A 16,729-nucleotide genomic window follows, 5' to 3' on the forward strand; every position below is an offset into this window, starting at 1 on the left:
CGTAGGTCATCGCGAGCGGACGGACGCCACCCGAACGGCACCAGGATGGCAGGGCGTCGCGTCCTGGTGAGCGGTGAGCAGCGGTGGGACGAGATGCCCACACGCTTCACCGGTTCGCCAAAGCGAGCCGCACCCCCAGTTCGAAGCGGCTCCGGGCGCCGAGCTCCTCCATGGCCTTCTTCACGTGACGCTGGACCGTGCGCGGCGAAATCCCCAGCTCCTTGGCGACGGCCTGGTCGGTCAAGCCCGCGGCCAGCCTGCCGAGGATCTCCTTCTGCAGAACGTTGACAGCGTCGGAGGCGCCGTCCACTGACCGACCATGCCCCCAGTATCGCTCGAACATGGCCACGAGCCTTCTTACCTGCGGACGCGCTTCCAATACCTGAAAAGAATTCCGCTCGCCGATGAGAACGGCCATCTCCCGGTCGGCCAGCAGCAGATAAGTTCTGAGTTCAGGGTGGATGCGGACTTCTCCGCTACAGGCTGGAGGAAGGGTGCTCGTTGCGGTGCGTGCCTGCTCGATGCTACTGACGACCATCCGCAACCCGCGCCGTGCGCCTGGCCTGATCGCCGCTCCCGTCCCAGCCCAGTCGCCGATGCCCGGCGGAAGCAGGATGAGAAGCTCTTCGCGCGCGATGGCGGCGACGGCCACGGCCAGAAGGCGGTGGTCGGGCGCACAAGGCTCATCGGCACCTGGCCGGTCAGGCGAGGGCAGCTCGACGACGCCTCTGGGGTGAGCCATATGGTGAGTCTCACAATGATCCATATGGCGAGTCTCGCAAAGATTTTTATCGATTGCTATCGATTGCTAATCGATGCGTTCGTCGCCGGTCGGAATCCCGGGCGAGGCACTCTCCCCGGAATGTCATCAGCAAGAATGACACAACGACCCAGCGCGAATAAGTCGCTCTGCGATCAATGCCGGTGTCGCAGGGTAATTGACCGGCGATCCATCAGCTCACTTGTGCATGGGCCCGAGCAGACCGGCATGCCCATGTCATAGATCCGCTGGGACACCCCGAGGTCGGGCGACTGCCCGGTGTCGCGGAGTCACCCGTCGATCAGGTCGGGTCCCGTACGGGCCTCACCGAGGCAGCTGCGGGTGCCCAGGATGTTCATGGGTCGTGCTCACGTGCCGTTGCAACTGTGGGGGTGGAATCCCGGGGAGGACGGCGAAACTCCTTCAACGCCGTCGCAAAGGTCGCACTGCAGGCGCTCGCGGACGCTGCGGGTCCGGGGCCGGCGTATGGCGCAGGCTGCCGGGATCCGTGGTGACAGGTGCCGGCCAAAGCCGCGCGCGCACGTCCACCCATGCCCTCTGCGGCGACGTTGCCGTGAGCATGCGCCTTGGATTCCCCTCACGGATGGGCGGCATCCATGATCGTGATCTTACGTCGAGCAAAAGCGGGCACGCCCAGAATGGCCAATATCGGCCAAGTTGGAACAATTCAAACACAGCGATATCCATACCTTTCCAACAGAAATTACAGAGGTAGATCACCTCGTCGACAATACCGATGTCGAAAAAGCGACATCCGTCTTGCCGGTGGGCTCTCTCGCCTATGTGATGATCTCTGTCAGAGAGTGCAAGTCAACGGGGGTACCGAAGATGAGCATGTCGTCATCAGGGCCGACGGGGATCGAAGGGCCGATGGGGATCGAAGGGCGGGTGGGAATCGAGGACCTGAAAGTGGCCTTGGACGTCGGGAACGAGGTGCTCGCACGGGGACTGCGGGACGCGCTCGGGCAGATCACGGGGATCGGCGATGTCCGCCGCTGCGATGGCGGGTCGCAGGCTGGTCCGCCACTCCACGCGGAGGGCGCGGACGTGCTCATCACCACCAGCGCCAGAGCGGCCTGGCTGCGCGACATCCCGCACCCGGCCGGCGGCCATTGCCCGAAGGCTCTCGTGTTACTTGACGAGACCGAGGTCGGCAGGTCCTCGGCGGCCACCCTGCCCGCGGACGGCTTTCTCATCCAGCAGGACCTCACCGTGGACGCCTTGGGCGACGCTCTCGCGCGCATGGTCAAGGGAGAGATCCCCATGCCCGCCAGACTGACGAGGGACCTGCTCGCCCGCGCCGACTCCCCGGTGCACGCCGAGCTGCCGCGTCTGGTCAGGCTCACCGCGCGTGAGAAGGAGACGCTGACGCTGCTGGCCGAGGGGCTGAGCAACAAGCAGATCGCCCGCCGGCTGGCGATCTCGGACCACGGCGTGAAGCGCCTGGTGACCAGCGTGCTGCTCAAGCTGGGCGCACCGAACCGCACGGCGGCGGTGGTGACCGCCATCAGGGTCGGCCTCATCGATCACCTCCGGGAATCCCAGATGGCCTGATCAGCAGCGCAGGAGAACGGCATCGGAGCTCCTGGTGGCCGGGCGTCACGAGCCTTGCCCACCAGGAGCTCTCCTGTTGTCGATCACGGCGCGCGGTCCGCGGTCAGGCCATGACCAGCGCGATCAGATCTGAATCACCTCAAAGACACCGAGAGGCCGGTGACAAGTCGTGGAGACTTCTCGAACTCGTGGTGGCGACGCTACCGAGGAGACCGGGGGCATCGACAACGTCGAACTGGTCGAGGTCGCCGCGCGTTCCGCCATCCGGGCCGGACGCTATCTCGCCGACCAGTTCCATCGAGGAATCGCCGCGCGCCAGAAAACGGGCGTGCATGAGCACGACGTCGTGACGGCTGCGGACGGCCACGCCGAGGCCCTCATCCGGCAGGAACTGACCGCCGCCTTTCCCGCGTCAGTGATCGTCGGCGAGGAGGAGGGGGCCAGCGGCACCGGGGAGATCCGCTGGTACGTGGACCCGATCGACGGCACCCACAACTTCTCGCGCGGCATTCCCCTGTTCTGCTGCTCGATCGGCATGACCGTGCGGGGCGAGCCCGTCGGCGGCTGCGTGTACGACCCCATCCACGATGAGCTCTACACCACCGACGGCCGGGGGGTACGACTCAACGGCGTGCCGGCGCCCGCACCTCCCGCCCGGCCCGTGCCCATGGTGCTCACCGACATCCCCAATGCCGGGGTGACCAACGACCCGGTGGAACTGAGCCTGTTCACCGCCCTCCTCGCGAAGGCCGATGTCCGCCGGATCGGCTCGTCGGCGCTCGCGCTGGCCTATGTCGCGTCCGGCCGAGCGGATCTGGCCGTCAACGCCGACGTGTTCGCCTGGGACATCGCGGCGGGCGGCGCCCTGGTCACCGCCGCGGGTGGCACCTTCGTGGCGGTGCCCGACGAACCGCGCACCACGCGGCCCGGGGGATTCATCGCCTGGCGCCAGGGTTTCGACGAGCTGGGCACCGTCACCCTGAATGCGCTGAAGAACCTTCCTGCCCTCCGGTGAAATCCGGAGATTGACACAAAAGCTCGGAAGAGCGAGTGACCGCCGAAGGGCTGGGCAACAAGGAGCCCGCGCGGCGCCTCGATTCCGACTACGGCTATCGCCTCCCCTTGGGTGATTCCGGGTGAACGGCCACATGGGCATGACCATTCGTCCGGAAGAAAGGAAAGCCGCCAGGGCATGACGCTGACCCCGCCATGCGAACGAAGATGACAGAGATTCTGGACGATTCCTCGCATGCCCGATCGGCAGCATCCACGAAGGAGAGGCGAAAGCATGTCCGAGAACCCCGAACCGGGGAGGCGGAACCCGCGTGACCGAGCATCGGAGCATTGGCAGGCCGAACAGGAGGTCCTCGGGCCGGGCCTGCAGGCGGTCATGCTGTGGTCCGAACTGTGCGTGGAGGAGGCGTCCGGCGCGGTCCTGACCGACATGGACGGCAACCGGATCCTCGACCTGCAGGGCGCGGGAGGTGTGAACTCCATCGGTCACGCCAATCCCCGGCTGGTGGACGCGCTCACCACGGAGATCACCACGGCACCGGCCGGGGCGTTCGGGTCACGGGCCCGTCGCGACATGACGAACTCGTTGCGCCGGGTGCTTCCCGGTGACCTCGACCGGATCCAGCTCTACAGCGGCGGCACCGAGGCGGTCGAGGCGGCGTTGCGGCTCGCCAAGTCCGTCACCGGCAAGCACGAGTTCCTGTCGTTCTGGGGCGGCTTCCACGGGAAGACCGCGGGCAGCCTCGCCCTGACGGCCGGAGCCCGCGCGAAGCTCGGCCCGCTGCCGCCCGGGTACTTCAGCGCCCCGTACGCCAACTGCTACCGGTGCCCGTTCAAGCTGAAGCCGGCGTCCTGCGGCTTCGCCTGCGTGGACCATGCCCGCAGCGTGATCAAAGAGAACTCGACCGGGTCGCTCGCAGCGGTCGTCGTGGAGCCGGTGCAGGGCCGTTCAGGCAACGTGGTTCCGCCGCCGGGATACCTCTCGGCGCTGAAAGGCCTCGCCGAGGAGTTCGACGCGCTGCTCATCGTCGACGAGATGATGACGGGCTTCGGCCGTACCGGCAGCATGTTCGCCTTCACCCAGGACGACGTCGAGCCGGACATCGTCACGGTCGGCAAGGGCATGGGCGGCGGCTACCCGGTCACCGGTGTGATCGCGTCGGCCGAGACGATGTCCGCCTCCCCGTTCTCCGACCCCAGCGCCAGCTCGTCCAGCTTCGGGGCGTTCCCGATGGCCTGCCGGGCGGTGGCCGTCGTCACCGACGCCCTGGTCGAGGGCGATCTGCCCGCGCACGCGGCCAAGCTCGGCACCGAGATGCTGGCCGCGCTGGCCCCCCTCGCCGAGGAGGCCCCGCTGGTCGGTGACGTGCGAGGCCTGGGCCTGGCGATCGGCATCGAGTTGGTCGCCGACAAACAGACCCGCGAACCGGTCGGTAAGGACATCGTCCGCAAGGCGTTCCTGGCCCTCATGGAGGCCGGGGTGCTGGTCATGGTCGGCGGCAACAGCCTCCGGCTCTACCCGCCCCTCAACATCGACACCGAACAGGCGCACCAGGCGGTCGACCTGATCCGCCGCACCCTGATCGACCTGCCCGCCGGAGGCGCGTGATGGATTTGGCGATCATCGGATTCGGTACCGCGGGCGAGGCGCGGCTGTTCGCCTACGCCCTGATCGAGAACGCGCGCGTCACCTGCGTCGTCGACCCCTCCCCGGACCGGCGGGAACGTGCGGCCCTCCTCGGCCTCACCGCCTACGCGGATCTGCCCGCGATGCTGGCGGCGACCCCGGTGGACGCGATCGACATCTGCTCGCCCCCGGCCTACCACGCCGAACTCGTCACCGCCGGGCTGACCGCCGGGTGCCACGTGATCTGCGAGAAGCCCGTGGCGTTCGAGGGAGCGAAGGCGGCCGAACTGGTCGCCTGTTCACGGCGGACGGGGCGGCTGCTCTACCCGGCGCACAACTACACCTTCTCGCCGATGATGCGGATGTTCACCGAGGCGATCGCGGACGACACGGTCGGCCGGCCGATGACCGCGTCGTTCGAGATCCGACGCCGCACGCACGCGCGCGGCGTGCCGTCCTGGATGCCGGACTGGCGTCGCGATCCCTCCGTGGCGTGCGGCGGCATCCTTCTGGATCACGGCACGCACTGCGTCTACATGGCGACCCGCCTTTTCGGCGCCCTTCCCACCAAGGTGTCGTGCACGACGAGCCTGAACGACGAAGGTCTGGACCACGCGGCCAAGCTTCAGTTGAGTTTCCCGGAGGGCTCCTGCAGCATCGTCCTGAGCTGGGTCAGCGACGAACGTTCCAACCTGTACGAGCTGAACGGCCCGACTGGTTCGGTCTCTATCCGGGACGGCCGCGCGCTCGTCGAGGGACCGCGTGGCCGTCAAGTCCGGGAGCTCACCTCCCCCACCGGCAGCGGTACACACGAAGAATGGTTCGCTGACATGTTCGCCGACTTCGCCGGGCTGGTCGAACGCCCGCGCGAGTGGTCCCGGCCGCTGGACGAGACGCTGGCGACCGCGCGGATCATCGACGCGGCCTATCGCTCCGCCGCGCAGAACGGCACAGCGGTCGCCATCGACGGCTAGGTGTACTGACGACAGAGGTTGTGAACGCGGGGAACACGTTCAGATGGTCGTGGAATGAGGGGGCCTCCGGGTTCGGTGTGGATTGCGAGATCCACGCCGACGCCCAGGAGGCCCTCATGCCCCATCGCGACGCCCCAGACCTGACCCGGCGGTGTCGAAGGCCCGCAGCAGGGCTCGGCCGAACTCGGGGCTGGCGATGTAGGGGCGTGGGGCGCGCAGTCGGGGGTCGCAGTCCATCACCATGTCGTGGACGTCCTCGCCGTGGTAGGGCGCGAGCCCCTCGCCGCCCGCCAGGCCGTCCCCGACATCGGCGAGGTTGATCCACTCCCGCACGCGGGGGCGTGCCGGGCCGTGCCGCCAGGCCAGCGGCGAGCCGACGGTGATCAGCGTGACCGCCTCGCGGGGAACCGCCGGCCGCCGGGCGAGGACGTCCACGGCCGCAACGGCGCCAAGACCGAAACCGACAACGGCCCGGGTCTCCGGGGCGAGCGCCTCGCGGACCGCCCGGTGGTCGCCGGCGGTTGGGCCGGACATCATCGCGCGGACCGTCCGGATCAGGTCCTCGGGCGGCAGACCGGTGAAGAAGCGGGACCGGCTGAGCGCGACCAGGCGGTCGGCCGCGAACTCTCGGCGGACGGCCTCGTCGTCGAAACGCGCGACGCGCCACCACCGCTCGAGAACCTCCGCCTCCCACCCGGTCAGGGGCGGCTCACCGGAGTGCTCGGTGCGGCCGTCGACGTCAACGATCGCCACGTCCGGCGCCTCGGGCGGTGTGGCCCCGGCGAGAGCCAGACCGTCCTGCAGGGAGGTGACCCACTCCAGCCGCAGCGAGCACGGATCCCGGCGTGGCCCACCGGTTCCGTGCACGACGAGAACGGATGTCACCGCTACCTCCAGGCGTCGCGGAACGGCTTCCGCCGCTCCTCGCGTATTTCGGTGGACTTGGTCCGTTCACGCTAACTCCTGAATCGGCCGACGACCGTCCGCTATTCGAACAGCGACCCGCCTGCACCTTGTTTTCGCAGCTCATAGCCGTGTTGGGCAATTCGGGCCTACCCGATCAGGCGGGTGTTCGTGCAGATCTATCGCGCGCTCTTCTATGGCTTGTGACCAATTTCTTGGATAGGCGAGGCTTGACTACCCGACGTCTCGACCGATGAAGGCCGGCAGCATATGAACGAGCACAGCAGCTTCGTCGAACTCATGTGCGCGAGGGCGATGGAGCACGGTGACCAGACCGCCCTGGTCTTCAGCGCGGATCCGTTCCGCCCCGAACGCGACGAGATCCTGACGTACCGGAGCCTCGACCAGGCCGCCCGGCGGGTGGCCGCGTTGCTCCAGGCACGGTTCGCCCCCGGCGACCGCGTCCTGGTGCTGCAACCGACGGGGCTCGGGTTCGCGTCGAGCTTCCTCGGCTGCGTGTACGCAGGCATGGTCCCGGTCGCCGCGCCGCCGCCCGACGGCCACCGGCGCCAGGCGGACCGGATCGCCGCCATCGCGCGGGACGCGGACGCCGTCGCGGCCCTGGCCGACACCACCGACATGGAGGCGCTCACGACCTGGGCCAAGGAACAGGACCTCCCCGGGCTCGCCCTCCTGGACCCCTCATCCGAGCAACTGCCCCCGGCCGCCGCCTGGCGGCGTCCGCCTGCCGACCCCGACGCGCTGGTCTTCCTCCAGTACACCTCCGGGTCGACCAGCGACCCCAAGGGCGTCATGGTCGACCACGCCAACCTGCTGGCCAACGCCCGGCTGCTCGCACTGGTCCTCGACCTCGACTCCGCGACCGTCGCGGGCGGCTGGCTGCCTATGCACCACGACTTCGGGTTGATCGGGCTACTGCTGACTCCGCTGATCCTGGGCGGCCGCAGCGTGCTGATGCCGCCGATGGCGTTCCTCAAGCGACCCAACGCCTGGCTGACACTGATCGACCGGCACGGCATCGACTTCTCGCCGGCCCCGAACTTCGCGTTCGAGCTGGCCGCCCGGCGGGCCACCGACGCGGAGATCGCCGAACTCGACCTGTCCCGCTGGCGGCTGGCGGTGAACGGCGCGGAGCCGGTCCTTGCCTCGACCCTCGAGGGGTTCGCCCGGCGGTTCGCGGCGGCGGGTCTGTCCCCGACGGCGCCGCTGCCCGGCTACGGCATGGCCGAGACGACCCTGGTGGTCTCCGGCGACCGGCCCGGCCGCCACCCCGTGATCACCCCGGTGGACCCGGCCGCGCTCGAACGCGGCGAGCTGGCGCCGCCCGCCGACGGCTCGACGGCGCGACGGCTCGTGAGCTGTGGCCCCGCCGAGGTGCTCGACATCATCGTCGTCGACCCCGACTCCGGCCGGATGCTGCCGGACGGGCGGGTGGGGGAAATCTGGGTGCGCGGCCCGAACGTCGCCCGGGGCTACTGGAGGCGCCCCGAGGAGACCGCGCTGGTCTTCGATGTCACCACCGCCGACGGCGACCCGGGATACCTGCGCACCGGCGACCTCGGGATCCTGCACGAGGGCGAACTCTACGTCACCGGCCGGATCAAGGAACTCATCATCGTCCGGGGCCGCAACCTGTACCCGCAGGACCTGGAGGCGGTGACCCGCACCGCGCACCCGGCCCTTGAACGTGGCGTCGGCGCCGCCTTCTCCGTCCCGGTCCCGGAGGAGGAAGTGGTGATCGTCCGAGAGTGCCGCGAACGGGATCCCGCCGAACTGGCACGCGTCGCCGAGGCCGTTCGCGACCGCCTGAGCCGCGAGTACGGGGTGAATGCCCAGGGCATCGTCCTCGTCCGCCCCGGCAGGGTCGCGCGGACCACCAGCGGGAAGATCCAGCGCCGCCTCGTTCGCGAGCAGTTCCTGCGGGGGGATCTGACCCCAGTCCACGCGGAACTGAGCCCGTCCGTCCGCGCCAACCTCCCCGCCGTCAAGACCGGGAGGACGGCATCGTGACGCCCCCCGCCAGGCCCGCGGCCTCCGTTGAGCCCGCGGTTCCGGTCATGTCCGTCGTGCCCACCGGGCCTGCGGCCTCCACCGCGCCTGCAGCGCACTCGGCGCGCGTCGTCATCGCTATGACGGTCGATCTCGCGGAGTTCGATCGGGCACTCGGTGATCCCTTCGATCCGGCTGCGCCGTTGTCGTTCGCTCGGAGTGCGGAGTCGGATCGCCGGGAGGAGTTCCCCGCCGAGATGTGTCAGGAGCTCGATCGGTTGGGGATGCCCCGGCTTTACGTTCCGGTCGAGCATGGCGGGGCGCTCGCGCGTTACGACGAGCTGCTGGCGGCGCTGCGGTTGGTGGCTCGTCGCGACCTGACCGTGGCGATCGGGCACGGCAAGACATTCCTGGGTGGTGCCTGTGTATGGCTCGCGGGCCGTCCCGAGCAGGCCCGCGCGCTCGGCGCCGACATCGTCGCGGGCGCGCCCGTCGCGTGGGGGTTGACCGAACGCGGTCACGGCAGCGACCTGCTCGCGGGCACGATGGCGGCCACGACCGAGGCGGGTGGCTACCGCGTTCAGGGCGAGAAGTGGCTGATCAACAACGCCACCCGGGGTGACCTGATCTGCCTGCTGGTCCGGACCCGTCCCGAAGGCGGTCCGCGCGGGTTCAGCCTGCTGCTGGTCGACAAGCGGCGGCTACCGCGCGATCGGTACCGGCATTTGCCGAAGGTGCTCACCCACGGCATCCGGGGTGCCGACATCAGCGGATTCGGGATGGACGACTGCCCCATTCCGGCCGACGCGCTGGTCGGGGTGGAGGGCGGTGGGCTGGAGACGGTCCTCAAAGCCCTCCAACTCACCCGGACCGTGTGCACGGCGCTGTCGCTCGGGGCCGCCGATCAGGCGCTCCGGCTCGCGGTCGAGCACGCCGCGCGGCGCGGACTGTACGGCCGCACGCTGGTCGATCTGCCGCACGTTCGGCGCACGCTCGGCCGAGCGTACGCCTCGCTCTTCACGGCCGAGATCGTCAGCGTGTTCGCCGCCCGCGCCTTGCACACCGCGCCGGAGGAGACGAGCGTGATCTCGGCGGTGGCCAAGGCGTACGTCCCGTCCCGCGCCGACGAGCTGATCATGACGTGCGGGGAGCTGCTCGGGGTCCGGGGCTTCCTCACCGAATACCACGAGCACGGCGCGTTCCAGAAGCTCGACCGAGACCACCGGGTGGTCGGCATCTTCGACGGCAGCACGTTCGTCAGCCGGCACGCCCTGATCAACCAGTTCCCGCTGCTCGCCCGTTGCCACGCGGCCGCCACGGCGGACCCGGCGGGGGTCGAGCACGCCGCCGATCTCACGGCGCCGCTGCCGGCCCCGGAGCTGGACCGGCTGAGCCTGATGGCACAGGGCGGCTGTGGCCTCACCCAGGGGCTGGTCTCCGCCGCGCGCGACCTGCGCGCCCTGGCGGTCGCCGGGCACGCGTCCGCACGGCTCGCCGGCCTCGCGGAGGAGCTGTCCGCCCACTGCGACCTCCTCCACGAGGAACTGGCGCAATTCCCGCCCTCCTCCCAGTTCGCCCCGCCGGAGGCGTTCGCGCTCGCCCGCCGGTTCGAACTGTGCTTCGCCGGCGCCGCCGCGCTCAGGGTCTGGCTGCACAACCTCCGCTCCGGCCACGACGAGCTCTGGCTCGAGGCGTGCCTCGTCCACATCCTGCGGTCATTGCGCCCCGCCGAGATGCCCACCGACGAGGAGGTCTTCGACCGGCTCTTCGACGCGCTGCGCTCCGGCGCCTCCGTCGGGCCGCCCACCACGAAGGGAGTCCGGTGATCGCCACCGAACTGGAACGCCGCTTCGGCGATCCGTGGGACTCCGGTAACCCGACCGGCCACGCCGCCGTGCTGGCCGCCGACGAGCGCGGCGAGACGTTCGCCGCCGGGGAGCAGGTCCTCGACGCCGTCGGGTTGAACGCCGAGTTCGTCCCAGTCGACCTCGGCGGACGGCTGGCCCGCCTCGACCACCTGATCCAGGTGATGCGGCCGGTGTTCCGCCGTGACCCCGCCCTGGGCCTGGGGTACGGGGTGAGCAGCCTCATCGCCGCCGTGAACGTCTGGGCCGCCGGCGACGCAAGCCAGCGGCGCCGCGTCGCTGACCTGCTGCTCGCGGGCGGCCGGGTCGCGGCCGGGTACCACGAGCTCGCCCACGGCAACGACTTCGCCGGGAACGACCTGTCCGCGCTGCCCGGCCCGGACGGCGTGCTCCGCCTCAACGGGCGGAAGGAAGTGATCGCCAACGCCGGGCGCGCCGAGGCCATGGTGCTCTTCGCGCGCACGTCCTCCGAGCCCGGCAGCCGCAGCCATTCCCAACTCCTGGCGGAACGGGCCGACCTGCCCGCGGGTGCGTTCCGCGACCTGCCGCGCTTCCCCACCTCGGGCATGCGCGGGGTGCAACTCGGCGGCCTGGAGTTCCGCGACTGCCCGGTCCCGGCGGACGCCGTCCTCGGCGTGCCCGGGCACGGAGTCGAGACGGCGCTGCGCTCGTTCCAGATCACCCGCACCGTGCTGCCGGCGATGGCCACCGGAATCCTCGAAGCCGGACTGGATGTCACGGCCCGGTTCGTCGACGCGCGCATGCTGTACGGGCGATCACTGGCGGACATGCCGCACATCCGATCGATTCTCGCCGACGCGTTCGTCGACCTGCTGATCTGCGAGTGCCTGGCCACGGTGACGGCGCGTTCGGTGCACCTCCTGCCCGACGAGACGAGCCTGTACGCCTCGGCGAGCAAGTACTTCATCGCGACGCTGCTGACGGACGCCGTCTACGAGCTGTCCCGTGTCCTGGGTGCGCAGTTCTACCTTCGCGACGGCGAGTACGGCATCTTCCAGAAGCACCTGCGGGACCTGCCCCCGGCGAGCTTCGGGCACTCCGCGCGGGCCACCTGCCTCGGCACGGTCCTGCCGCAACTGCCCCGGCTCGCCCGCAAGGCGTGGCGCGGCGGCGACGCGCCGCCTTCCGAGGTGTACCGGCCCGGCGGGCCGCTGCCGCCGCTGTCGTTCGACCGGCTCACTTTGTCGTCCGGCGGGCGCGACAGCCACAGCGCCGCGCTCACGGCGGCCCTCGACGCTCCGGACGTGCCCGCCGACCTGCGCCGTCACCTGCTCGTCGCCGCGAACGAACTCGGCACCCTCGGCCTCGAATGCGCCGCGCTGGCCCCCCGCGACCTCACCGTGGACGCCCCTCCGGAGGTCCTGGAGCTGCCCGCCCGGTACGCGGCGGTGCTGGCCGCGACCGCCTGCGTGAACGTCTGGCTCCACAGCAGGGATCGGAGCGAGGGCTTCCTCGCCGACCCGCAATGGGTGACGGCCGCGCTGCGCCGCATCGCCGGACGGCTGGGCCGCGACCCCGGACCACGACCCCGCCACCACGATGAAGCGCTGGCGGCGGAGGTCCTCGCCCGGCACCGCCGGGGCGGCGGCTTCGGCCTGTTCGGCCTCTAGGACCACCGATGACCGCTGCGACGGTGCCCCCTGGGCGGCTCCGCCCGTCATGACAAGGAGACTGAGATGCATGGTTCTGAGCTCGCCCCGATGGAGCCGAGCCTTCGGAGCTGGCTGCGGGAACGCGTCGCCCACTACGCCCGGCGTGAGCCCGCCGACATCGACCCGTCGGTCAGCCTGACCAACTACGGCCTCGACTCCGTCTATGCGCTGAGCCTCTGCGGCGACCTCGAGGACCACCTCGGGGTCGTCCTGGAGCCCACGGTCGTCTGGGACCATCCGACGATCGAGGCGCTGATCGCGCACGTCGAGGAAATGCTGGGCGGTTCCAGCCGGCGGATGGACGCCGGATGACATCGCTGGAGGCCGTGGCGACGTATCTGCCGCCCGGAGTGGTGCCGATCGCCGACATGGCCGAGGAGCTGGGGCTCAGCGCCGACGAGCTGAAGGTGTTCCGGCGGTTCTACGGGCTGTCGGAAGTCCGGCGGGAGCCCGAGGGGACCCTCACCGACCTGCTGCTGTCGGCCGCAGGGAAGCTCGACGCGCTACGCGGCCGGGAGCACCATGTCCGGTACGTGGTGCAGGCGCGGACCATGCCGGTCGTCGTCCCGCACCCCGTCAATCCCATCCACGAGGTGCGGGACGCGCTCGGGCTGCGGCACGCGCAGGCGTTCGCGTTGACCCACCACGCATGTGCGTCCGGGCTCCTCGCGGTCGACCTGTGCGGCAAGCTGCTGCGCGCCGACGGCGACCCCGACGGCCTCGCACTGATCCTCACCGGGGAGAAGACGTTCACGCTCGCCGCGCAGACGGTTCCGGGCACCGCCATCAACGGCGAAGGCGCCGCCGCCGTACTGGTCGGGATCCGCGGCGCCCGGGACCGGATGCTGGGGTACGCCGCGCGCACGCACGGCCGGTTCTATGAATGCCTGTCGCTGACCGACGCGCTGTTCACCGAGTTCCAACGGATCTACGCCGGCGCGCTGGCCGAGTCGATGCTCGCCGCCGTCGACACGGCGGGGCTGACGCTCGACGACATCGCCCTGGTCCTCCCCCACAACGTCAACCGAGTGTCGTGGGTCCGGCTCGCCAAGAGCCTCGGGCTCCCGCTGGACCGGGTGTTCCTGGACAACGTCCCGGTCACGGGTCATTGCTTCTGCGCGGACCCCTTCATCAATTACCAGACGGCCGTCGAACTCGGCCGGCTCCGGCCCGGAGACCGCTACCTGCTGACCACGGTCGGGCTCGGGGCGACCTTCTCGGCGATGGTCTTCGAGCACTGAGGATGTACATGGATTTCAACGAACGGCTGAAGTCGGCCCTGACCGGAGCGCCCGACACGAGCCTGGTCCTCCTCGGCAACTTCGAGGTGGAGGACCAGTGGGCGCGCGGTGAGACCGGCCTGCCCCGCCTCGCGTTCGGGTCCGACAGCGTGATCGTCAACCGGATGGACGAGTTCGCGCTCCTCCTGGCGGGCAAGAGCGACCACGTCGTGCTGAAGACCGCGCCCGACTCCGACTTCCTGGCCTACCTGGAGGACCTCGGCTTCGATCTGCCGGGAATCCTCCCCGTCGCCCGCAACGACCCGCGCAACCTGGTCACCGAGGACGCGCTCGCCGACCCGGCGCTGCTCACCGAACTGGGCGTGCTGGGCGCGGAGGGCGCGGCCCTCAGTGCCCACGGGGTCTCGGAGCTGGAGGAACGGCTCGCCGCCACGGCGGGGATCGCGCTCGCCGCACCGTCCGCCGCGACCTGCAAGGCCGTCAACAGCAAGATCTACAGTCGGCGGCTGGCCGACGCCCTCGGCATCCGGCAGGCCCGCGGCTGGACCTGCGACGACGTCGCCGGGCTCGAGGAGGCGTTCACCGCCGCCCGCGCCGTGCTCGCCGCCGGACGTCCGGTCGTCGTCAAGGACGCCTACGGCGTCTCCGGCAAGGGCATCGAGCTCGTCGAGGGCGAACGGCGGCTCGACCGGCTGCTCCGCATGATCACCAAGAGGGCCGGGCAGGCGGCCGGCGGCCGGCTCGGCCTGGTCGTGGAGGAGTGGGTCGAGAAACGCGCCGATCTCAACTACCAGTTCACCGTCGGCCGCGATGGCGGCGTGCGCTTCGACTTCGTCAAGGAGGCCCTCACCGAGAGGGGGGTGCACAAGGGCCACCGGATCCCCGCGCGGCTCACCGAACGCCAGGTCTCCGAGCTGAAGGACGTCTCCGGCCGCCTCGGCGAGTCGCTGGCCGCGGACGGCTACTACGGGGTCGTGGGCGTCGACGCGATGGTCGACCCGGACGGCGGCCTCTACCCGGTCGTCGAGATCAACGCCCGGAACAACATGTCGACCTACCAGACCGCCATCCAAGAGGCGTTCCTGGGGGAACGGGCGGCTGCGGGGACGACGGCGCTCGTCCGGCAGTATCCGCTGCGGCTCACCCGGCCGCTGCCGTTCAGGTCGCTCCGCGACGTGCTCGGAGATCTGCTGTTCGACGCCCCCGGCGGCACCGGGCTACTGGTCAACAACCACGCCACCGCCAACGCGGCGGCACCGGCGAGCGCGGAGCCCGCCGACGCGACGGACCGGCCGTTCGCCGGCCGCTTGTACGGCGTGGTCATCGCCCCCTCGGCGGAGCGGATGACGGCACTCGACGGCGAGATCGGCCGCCGCCTGGCGGCCCTCGGAGAAAGGAGCTCACCCGATGTCGCGTGAACTGCACGTGCAGGGCATCCCGGTGTCCGACCTCGCCCGGCGGTACGGCACGCCGTTCTTCGTCTACGACGGGCAGGTCCTGCACGACCGGTTCCACGGTCTGCGCGACCGGCTGCACCCGGCGATCGAGATCTTCTACTCGCTCAAGGCCAACCCCAACGTATCGATCTGCTCGCTGCTGCACTCGTTCGGCGCCCGCGCGGAGATCTCCTCGCTGGTGGAGCTGCGGACCGCCCGGCGCGCCGGGGTCGCGCCGGAGGACATCATCTTCCTCGGCCCCGGCAAGAGCCGCCAGGAGCTCGCGGCCTGCCTGGACGAGGGCGTCTTCGCCATCGTCTGCGAGTCGTTCCCCGAGCTGGCGCTGGTGGACGAGCTGGCCCGGAGCCGCGGCGTGCGGGCCCCGGTCGCGCTGCGGGTCAACCCGAGCTTCGCGGTCAAGCGGTCCGGGCTGGCGATGGGCGGCAAACCCCGCCAGTTCGGCATCGACGAGGAGCAGGTGTTCGCCGAGACCGATCTGGCCGAACGGCACCCCGGCGTCGACCTGATGGGGGTGCAGGTCTACATGGGCACCCGCATCCTCGAGGAGGACGTCGTGGTCGAGAACACCACCCGCATCCTCGACCTGGCCGAACGGGTCGCGGCGCACCTCGGCATCACGCTGCGGATGGTCGACGTCGGGGGCGGGCTGGGCGTCGGCTACTTCCCCGGTGAGACCGACCTGGACCCCGCCGTGCTGACCGAGAAGCTCGACCCCGTCATCGCGGGCTTCGCCGACAGGCACCCCGGCACCCGAATGATCATGGAGCTGGGGCGGTACCTCACCGCCGAGTCCGGCACCTACGTCGTCGGCGTCCGCTACGTCAAGACCTCGATGGGCGAGCGGTTCGCGGTCGCCGACGGAGGCACCAACCACCACATGGCGGCCGTGGGCATCGGCTCGTTCGCCAAGCGCAACTTCCCGATGGCGGTGCTCAACCGGCTCGACGAGCCCGCAACCGAGAACTGGAACGTCACCGGGCCGCTGTGCACGCCGAACGACACCCTCGGCAAGAAGGTGGCACTCCCGCCGGTGCGGCCCGGCGACCTGATCGGGGTGCTGCGGTCCGGGGCGTACGGCCCGACCGCCTCACCCGTGCTGTTCCTCAGCCACGGCTACCCCGCCGAGGTGCTCGTCCACGAGGGCCGGCCGCATCTGGTCCGCGACCGCGACCTGCCGGAGGACCTCATGGCCCGCCAGCGCCTGTTCGACCCGGCCGCGCGGAACGCGGCCGACGTCGCCCCCTGACCCCGTCCCCACCACCACGACACACGAAAGGTGACCTTTCTGATGGAGAACACGGCGCCGGGCAATGCCACCGGCCTGCACGGCCAGGTGGTCGGCACGATCGTGACCTCGCTCGCCGAGGCGACCCAGCTCGATCCGGGCACGATCGGCGAGGGCAGCACCCTCTTCGACGAGTTGGGCCTCGACTCCACCACGGTGCTGGGGCTGCTCATGGCCATCGAGGAGGAGCTCGGGATCGAGTTCGAAACCGACTCGCTGGAGCAGCATCACTTCGAGTCGGTGGGCACTCTCGCCGCGTTCGTCGAGGTGCAGGTGGTCGAGCAGGTGCCCGACCTGGCCGGGGCCTAGCCGCCCATGTACCTCGCCACAGCCCCCGGTCCAGCG

The 16,729-nt window shown here is 70.3% G+C and carries 14 protein-coding genes; 12 read left to right on the forward strand and 2 right to left on the reverse strand.

Going from position 1 to position 16,729, the window contains the following annotated elements:
* Positions 1-106: 106 nt before the first annotated feature.
* A complete protein-coding gene (locus tag OHA34_RS06925; RefSeq protein WP_329521020.1) occupies positions 107-652 on the reverse strand; it encodes a helix-turn-helix transcriptional regulator in 546 nt (181 codons plus the stop codon).
* Positions 653-1,438: 786 nt separating this feature from the next.
* On the opposite strand from OHA34_RS06925, the gene OHA34_RS06930 reads away from it, so the two are divergent.
* The 4 genes from OHA34_RS06930 to OHA34_RS06945 all read left to right on the forward strand — a co-directional run bounded on the left by OHA34_RS06930 (position 1,439) and on the right by OHA34_RS06945 (position 5,950).
* Positions 1,439-2,335, forward strand: a complete 897-nt coding sequence (locus OHA34_RS06930; protein ID WP_329521021.1) for a helix-turn-helix transcriptional regulator — start codon at positions 1,439-1,441, stop codon at positions 2,333-2,335.
* A 169-nt stretch (positions 2,336-2,504) separates the two neighbouring features.
* Positions 2,505-3,350: an inositol monophosphatase family protein gene (locus OHA34_RS06935; RefSeq protein WP_285940278.1), complete on the forward strand. Its 846-nt coding sequence runs from the start codon at positions 2,505-2,507 to the stop codon at positions 3,348-3,350.
* 273 nt (positions 3,351-3,623) lie between these two features.
* Positions 3,624-4,958, forward strand: a complete 1,335-nt coding sequence (locus OHA34_RS06940; RefSeq protein ID WP_329521022.1) for an aspartate aminotransferase family protein — start codon at positions 3,624-3,626, stop codon at positions 4,956-4,958.
* Complete coding sequence (locus tag OHA34_RS06945; protein ID WP_329521023.1) at positions 4,958-5,950, forward strand: Gfo/Idh/MocA family protein; 993 nt, start codon at positions 4,958-4,960, stop codon at positions 5,948-5,950. Before OHA34_RS06940 ends, OHA34_RS06945 begins: the two co-directional genes overlap by 1 nt.
* A 114-nt stretch (positions 5,951-6,064) precedes the next feature.
* Here OHA34_RS06945 and OHA34_RS06950 read toward each other — a convergent pair whose 3' ends face one another.
* Complete coding sequence (locus OHA34_RS06950) at positions 6,065-6,703, reverse strand: hypothetical protein (RefSeq protein ID WP_329521024.1); 639 nt, start codon at positions 6,701-6,703, stop codon at positions 6,065-6,067.
* 420 nt (positions 6,704-7,123) lie between these two features.
* On the opposite strand from OHA34_RS06950, the gene OHA34_RS06955 reads away from it, so the two are divergent.
* The 8 genes from OHA34_RS06955 (at position 7,124) to OHA34_RS06990 (ending at position 16,693) form a co-directional block, all read left to right on the forward strand.
* A complete protein-coding gene (locus tag OHA34_RS06955; protein ID WP_329521025.1) occupies positions 7,124-8,884 on the forward strand; it encodes a fatty acyl-AMP ligase in 1,761 nt (586 codons plus the stop codon).
* A 119-nt stretch (positions 8,885-9,003) separates the two neighbouring features.
* Positions 9,004-10,689, forward strand: coding sequence for an acyl-CoA dehydrogenase family protein (locus OHA34_RS06960; RefSeq protein ID WP_329521026.1), 1,686 nt, complete (start codon positions 9,004-9,006; stop codon positions 10,687-10,689).
* Positions 10,686-12,359, forward strand: coding sequence for an acyl-CoA dehydrogenase (locus OHA34_RS06965; protein WP_329521027.1), 1,674 nt, complete (start codon positions 10,686-10,688; stop codon positions 12,357-12,359). Before OHA34_RS06960 ends, OHA34_RS06965 begins: the two co-directional genes overlap by 4 nt.
* Positions 12,360-12,425: 66 nt before the next feature.
* Entirely contained in the window at positions 12,426-12,713 is a 288-nt protein-coding gene (locus tag OHA34_RS06970) for an acyl carrier protein (RefSeq protein WP_285940285.1), read from the forward strand.
* Positions 12,710-13,642, forward strand: a complete 933-nt coding sequence (locus OHA34_RS06975) for a 3-oxoacyl-[acyl-carrier-protein] synthase III C-terminal domain-containing protein (RefSeq protein WP_285940286.1) — start codon at positions 12,710-12,712, stop codon at positions 13,640-13,642. Before OHA34_RS06970 ends, OHA34_RS06975 begins: the two co-directional genes overlap by 4 nt.
* An 8-nt stretch (positions 13,643-13,650) precedes the next feature.
* On the forward strand, positions 13,651-15,060 hold the full coding sequence (locus OHA34_RS06980; RefSeq protein ID WP_329521028.1) for an ATP-binding protein: 1,410 nt from the start codon (positions 13,651-13,653) through the stop codon (positions 15,058-15,060).
* Entirely contained in the window at positions 15,050-16,345 is a 1,296-nt protein-coding gene (locus tag OHA34_RS06985) for a type III PLP-dependent enzyme (RefSeq protein ID WP_285940288.1), read from the forward strand. Before OHA34_RS06980 ends, OHA34_RS06985 begins: the two co-directional genes overlap by 11 nt.
* A 42-nt stretch (positions 16,346-16,387) precedes the next feature.
* The gene (locus tag OHA34_RS06990; RefSeq protein WP_285940289.1) at positions 16,388-16,693 is read left to right on the forward strand and encodes an acyl carrier protein; all 306 of its coding nucleotides are present in this window, start codon (positions 16,388-16,390) and stop codon (positions 16,691-16,693) included.
* Positions 16,694-16,729 lie beyond the last annotated feature (36 nt).

It is taken from the genome of Spirillospora sp. NBC_01491, from assembly GCF_036227065.1.
Taxonomy (GTDB): domain Bacteria; phylum Actinomycetota; class Actinomycetes; order Streptosporangiales; family Streptosporangiaceae; genus Spirillospora; species Spirillospora xylanilytica.

Bases quoted from the DNA above. Each gene is read 5' to 3' on its own strand.
- OHA34_RS06970 (WP_285940285.1), top strand. From the start codon at position 12,426: ATGCATGGTTCTGAGCTCGCCCCGATGGAGCCGAGCCTTCGGAGCTGG.
- OHA34_RS06955 (WP_329521025.1), top strand. From the start codon at position 7,124: ATGAACGAGCACAGCAGCTTCGTCGAACTCATGTGCGCGAGGGCGATG.
- OHA34_RS06990 (WP_285940289.1), top strand. From the start codon at position 16,388: ATGGAGAACACGGCGCCGGGCAATGCCACCGGCCTGCACGGCCAGGTG.
- OHA34_RS06960 (WP_329521026.1), top strand. From the start codon at position 9,004: ATGACGGTCGATCTCGCGGAGTTCGATCGGGCACTCGGTGATCCCTTC.
- OHA34_RS06945 (WP_329521023.1), top strand. From the start codon at position 4,958: ATGGATTTGGCGATCATCGGATTCGGTACCGCGGGCGAGGCGCGGCTG.
- OHA34_RS06985 (WP_285940288.1), top strand. From the start codon at position 15,050: ATGTCGCGTGAACTGCACGTGCAGGGCATCCCGGTGTCCGACCTCGCC.
- OHA34_RS06980 (WP_329521028.1), top strand. From the start codon at position 13,651: ATGGATTTCAACGAACGGCTGAAGTCGGCCCTGACCGGAGCGCCCGAC.
- OHA34_RS06940 (WP_329521022.1), top strand. From the start codon at position 3,624: ATGTCCGAGAACCCCGAACCGGGGAGGCGGAACCCGCGTGACCGAGCA.
- OHA34_RS06975 (WP_285940286.1), top strand. From the start codon at position 12,710: ATGACATCGCTGGAGGCCGTGGCGACGTATCTGCCGCCCGGAGTGGTG.